This window comes from Psychrobacillus sp. (assembly GCF_056205495.1).
On the sequence record NZ_JBAEAP010000314.1, the window covers coordinates 1 to 5,129 of the forward strand.

The 5,129-nt window shown below is 36.1% G+C and carries 6 protein-coding genes and 1 pseudogene; 2 read left to right on the forward strand and 5 right to left on the reverse strand.

The window, feature by feature from the left end; translation table 11 throughout:
• Window positions 1–368: pseudogene (locus tag AC06OU_RS09150) on the forward strand (hypothetical protein); the annotation flags it as partial.
• A gap of 54 nt (window positions 369–422) precedes the next feature.
• Here AC06OU_RS09150 and AC06OU_RS09155 read toward each other — a convergent pair.
• The 5 genes from AC06OU_RS09155 to AC06OU_RS09175 form a co-directional block, all read right to left on the reverse strand.
• Window positions 423–1,115 carry an AIM24 family protein gene (locus tag AC06OU_RS09155; protein WP_475855341.1) on the reverse strand — a complete coding sequence of 231 codons (693 nt, stop codon included), beginning with the start codon at window positions 1,113–1,115 and terminating at the stop codon, window positions 423–425.
• 70 nt (window positions 1,116–1,185) lie between these two features.
• On the reverse strand, window positions 1,186–2,316 hold the full coding sequence (locus AC06OU_RS09160; RefSeq protein ID WP_475855343.1) for a serine hydrolase domain-containing protein: 1,131 nt from the start codon (window positions 2,314–2,316) through the stop codon (window positions 1,186–1,188).
• 79 nt (window positions 2,317–2,395) lie between these two features.
• Window positions 2,396–2,575 carry a hypothetical protein gene (locus AC06OU_RS09165; RefSeq protein WP_251553112.1) on the reverse strand — a complete coding sequence of 60 codons (180 nt, stop codon included), beginning with the start codon at window positions 2,573–2,575 and terminating at the stop codon, window positions 2,396–2,398.
• A 105-nt stretch (window positions 2,576–2,680) separates the two neighbouring features.
• Window positions 2,681–3,766, reverse strand: coding sequence for a DUF2812 domain-containing protein (locus AC06OU_RS09170; RefSeq protein ID WP_475855344.1), 1,086 nt, complete (start codon window positions 3,764–3,766; stop codon window positions 2,681–2,683).
• Window positions 3,753–4,055, reverse strand: a complete 303-nt coding sequence (locus AC06OU_RS09175) for a PadR family transcriptional regulator (RefSeq protein ID WP_340885980.1) — start codon at window positions 4,053–4,055, stop codon at window positions 3,753–3,755. The genes AC06OU_RS09170 and AC06OU_RS09175 overlap by 14 nt, the downstream gene beginning before the upstream one ends.
• 220 nt (window positions 4,056–4,275) lie before the next feature.
• On the opposite strand from AC06OU_RS09175, the gene AC06OU_RS09180 reads away from it, so the two are divergent.
• On the forward strand, window positions 4,276–5,129 hold an 854-nt coding region (locus tag AC06OU_RS09180), incomplete at its 3' end, for a ribonuclease J (protein ID WP_475855345.1).

Consider the following 5,129-nt stretch of genomic DNA (forward strand, 5'->3'; position numbering starts at 1 on the left):
CAGTATCTAAAATAATTGATTTATCACTTGGAGTTATTACAATGATCTATTTGTTATTAGGAATTAGAGGTATTCTGCTGAGTAAAAGATGGTCTGAGGAACGAAAAAAACAAACCGCATGGAGATTTGTCCTTAGATTAATGCCTCAAATAGTTCCAGCATTATTAATCGGATGGTTGTTTTTTATTGTTCCCACATTACAAAATAATAGTTCAACCACGATGAATGCAATTGGTCTTTTTCCAGCTGCGATGTTCTTACTAGCTATTGTTTTCATGATTGGTGTAGTTCTTACCGTTTTAAGAATCTATTATCGAATATCATTCAAGGATAAGAATTACATGAAAAAACGCTCAGAATTACTCTGAGCGTTTTGTTTGCCATTAATTATGTTGAATTTTTTCGAAATATATTGCTAACACTTAACTCTGCCTTTGGAAATATACCTCTTCATAAGGTTGTACAATAACAAAGCCGTCTCCTTGGAACTTCATTTGAATCGACTCTCCACTACCTCTACCGACGAAGGTTTTAAAGGAGACGTCTGTTTGGAAATCAGGCTGAAGGTTACCGGACCAAGCCACGGTAGCATTAGGATCTGTAAAAACAGGCTTTCCTGGAGTCACACGCAATGTAAGAGGCTCGTAATGAGATGTAATAGCCACTAAACCAGTTCCTTCACACTTTACATTAAACAAGCCCCCAGACATCATTCCTGCCACTTTTTTCATGATTTTAATATTATGCTTAATCGTAGGCTCAAAAGCTAGCAAATCATTCCCATTTACAAAAATCGATTCATTTTGTAGATGAAGGATAATGATTTTCTTTCCACTGTCGGCAAGATATAACTTACCATGGCCATTTGCTTTTATAAGCGAGGCGCCTTCTCCTGTTAAAGCTTTTTTGAACATTGCACCCATCCCCTGCTCAAAAACGCCCTCACGCTCAAACTTAATCTTTCCATGATAAGCAACCATGGATCCTGCCTTTGCCCAAACTAGCCCCTCCAGATTAACCTCCAGTAGACGTTCCGTTTCTAATTCAAAAAAGCCTTCTCCCTTATCTTCCTGCTCCGTACTTTTTATAAATTCAGCTATTGAATATCTACTCATCAACAAACACCCCTTCTACTTATCATATACGTTGAAGATTCAAACTATGATTTAATTCGATTAATAAAATCTATAAATCTAGCATGATATCTATGATCTTGCTACTGATATCACGATGGACGCTACTATCAAAGTTTAAAAGAATGGCGATGCCAATACTTTCCTCTGGTATTAATGATATTAATGCTCTAACTGCCATTTGCCCTCCGCCATGCTCTACAATGGTTTGGCCCTTATAATCCTCTATAAACCACCCTAGCCCATAAAAGCATGTATTCGTCTCGTTATCCCAATCTTGGGAAACGCGACTCTCTCGACTTTGCATTTCCTTTTTTGAAGAAACGTCAAGTAACTGGTTAAAATCTTTGTTCAAATGAAACAACATATAGGCTGCCAAATCTGTTGCGGTAGAGTAAAGGAAGCCTATCGGAGCAGCCAATGAATTCGTTGGATAAGGCGTTTCAATTTTATCAGGCCCCATATAATATTTAGCATAATTGTCATCGTCCATTATGATACGGACATCTGCCGTAGTTCTCTTCATTTGTAATGGTGTAATAAACCGATTTTGAAGGAAGGATTCCCAGCTTTCACCTGTAACCTTCTCTATCAAATCTCCTAAAATAACATAAGCATCCGTACAATAGTTCCAAGTATGTCCAGGAGGGTAATCTAACTCAACCTTGCGAAACCATCTAGTGATATCCTCTCTACTATGGATACTAGTTACCTCTTCTTCTTTTAACCGATAATGGGCTAAAGCCTCACTCCATTCAGTTGGTGTATCTGAATAAATCTCCCTTACATTTGGCGCAACCAAATTGGCTATCCCTAAATCAGCTGGAAAACCAGAAGTGTGACTTAATACTTGCTTTACTGTGATATGATCACTCGAGTCTTTCTCTTTTGTCCGAAAGTAGGGCAGATAATGTACGATAGGCTTGTCTAGTTGAATCAAGTCCTCTTCGACTAATTTCATCATACATACTGCAACAAAATTTTTAGTTACACTCTGAATACTCATATACGTATTTTCATCAATTAATTTAGGGGTGGGTTCCAGCTGAGCGTATCCATACCCTTTAGCAAAAATTAGTTTCCCATTTTTAACAATAGAGACACTAATTCCAACTCCTTTTTCTTCTATAACTCCATTTATTAAAGCGTCTATTTCTTCTAGTTTAGTATTTATTGTTTTCATATTTTCTCCTAAACTTTTACTTTATTAACCGGTTTAGTTCTCGTTTACATAAAATCAAATTTCTTATCTTTTTATTCTTTTAAAATGACTGATTGTTATACCTCTCTACTTCTCTATCTGAGTTGGCTTGGGCAGCTACCTGGTTCATTGTTTTCTTATGCTCCAGATTATATTTTCTACTACCTAAACGATCCACAAGATAGGCAGCTAGTATGATACCTAAAAAGAAGCCCCAAAAAACCCACATAATCCAGTGCATGACACCCTCTCCTTCTACACGCTAGTATACATACGTTTAAATATTTGGAAAGTTTCAATTATTATAACTGAAATAAGAAAAGAACCCTATCGCTAGGATTCTTTTTTAAAACTCCTTCATTAAGTTCATCTCTTTTTTATATCCAATAATAACTTTGGTGGTTAAAATAATCCAGAAAAACGTCATAAATGTTATTAGGTACTTTAATACAATAGTAAATGTAGACGAAGGCATATCTAATACCCACTGCATATACAAGGATTGGCCTAAAACTAGTAATAGGAATAGAGTGATTGTTATATTCATTTTAAATGCTTTTTTTATTTGCTGTCGTTTTTCTGCTATATCATAAGTGAACGAAGGTTTAGGTGCTAGCTCACTATAAGGCATTGACCAGATAGAGTAATTCAGCACGGACATATTGGACGTATACTTAAGCTTCCATCCGATTTCCTTGTGAAGCGCATAATAATCGGATTTAAGCTTAGGCTCAAAAGTAACCTCATATGCTATTTTTTCATGCTTAGAAGGAACAAAAGTAAATATGGCAGCATATACGCGATCAAGCTCATAGCCTTTCCTGTGCATTTCATCTAACCACTTTTTAGTTTGAAGCGGTTGATACATCCATGCTAAACGGATTTTCCTTATTCTCTTTCTACTATTTTTGACCTCTTCGTTAAGATTAAACATATATTTTTCATATGCTCTATAGGATATAAAGACAAAAATCGTAACACTTGCTAATAGTAATAATATAAGTAACGGAATAATAATAGATGCAAAGTTAGGATTATTATCATCAAATGATTTTAAAATCAAGAAATTCACGGGACTTGTGGATAAATAAAAGATGGATATGATCAAAAATAAATATGCATGTAATCGAATCCGTTTAAACAAGCTATCGCTAGATGGATAAAACGGAACATGAGATGCTTCATTTTTGAGAATACTCCATTTACCCACCTTTAATGGATCTCGCCAGCCGGCTTTTTGTAACCGATCGGGTAAACTGCAAGATTTGTATTGTATCGAATAGGTTACTTTCCTAGGTGTTGTTTTATTAAATGTAAATATACGTGTGAATCTATTGAAATCTTTTAACATAAAACCTTTCAAAGCCATGCTTTCTAGCCATTTCTCGGTCGATTGTATACGGTAGCTCCAAAACCATCTAAATGTCTTCATCAAACTCCCCCTTATAAAGCAAAATATTGTTTTGCACTTCCTGTAACCTCTCCATTTCCTTTCGCATAATCAGTTTGCCTATTCCTGTAATTTCATAAATTGTTTTTCTTTTTTCATCTGAAAAGACAGTGATCATTTCATCTTTTTGCATTTTAGTGAGCGTTCCATAAATCGTTCCCGAACCTAGATGAAGCCTTCCATTTGTCAGCTCTTCTACTCTTTTGATAATTCCGTATCCATGACGTGGTTCTGTCAAAGAAAAGAGGATATAAAATGCGGTCTCCGTCATCGGTATGTATTTCTTAATTAGTTTCTCCAAGCTGCTCCACCCTCTTTATAATATGTCACATCATGACTATATCACAACGTGACATATTAGCCAATATGTTTTTAACTGATTATTTGTTTATTTTACAAAGTAGTAAATATTACCTTTTTCGATATTTATCTCATAAATAATAGTTTAAAGTTCATACTTAAAATAGTTTATTGAATCGGGAGGTATCTTTTTGACTACTAAAAATTCGGCCGTATCTGTATTTGCACTTGGTGGTATAAATGAAATCGGAAAGAATATGTATGTGATTGAATCATACGATGATATTGTGATTATTGACTGTGGTGGAAAGTTTCCAGATGAAAGTCTGCCAGGTGTTGATTTAATTATTCCTGATATTACATATCTGCAGGAAAATGAAAGCAAAATACGTGGATTGATCGTCACCCATGGACATGAGGACCATATTGGAGCAATCCCTTACTTTCTAAAGCAGCTGAATGTGCCAGTCTATGCCACAAACCTCACACTTGGTCTAATTGAGATTAAGTTAAAGGAGCATGGGATTCTTAGGGATAGTAAGCTATTTTTGATAGATGAGGATAGTGTTTTAAGGCTCGGTACCATACGGACAACCTTCTTCCGAACAAGCCATAGTATACCAGATTGCTTAGGAATTACTTTTCAAACTCCATTAGGCACAATCGTTCATACGGGAGACTTTAAGTTTGACTGGACTCCCGTGGATAAACAGGCGGCAGACATTCATCGAATGGCGGCAATCGGACAAGAAGGTGTGCTGTTGCTTCTTTCTGAAAGTACGAATGCAGAGAGACCTGGCTCCTCCCCTTCTGAGAAACTTATAGAAGAGCATTTAGATGAAACCTTTAGGAAGGCAACGCGGAAAATTTTTATTACGACCTTTGCGTCCAATGTTCATCGTGTACAGCAAATAGTAGACGTTTGCATTAGAAACAATAGAAAGATCCTCTTACTCGGTAGAAGTATGGTGAATGTCGTTCGAGTTGCTATGCAGCGTGGGTATTTGAGAATACCGGAAGGATTGTTACTGGAGGAAAGTGAGGT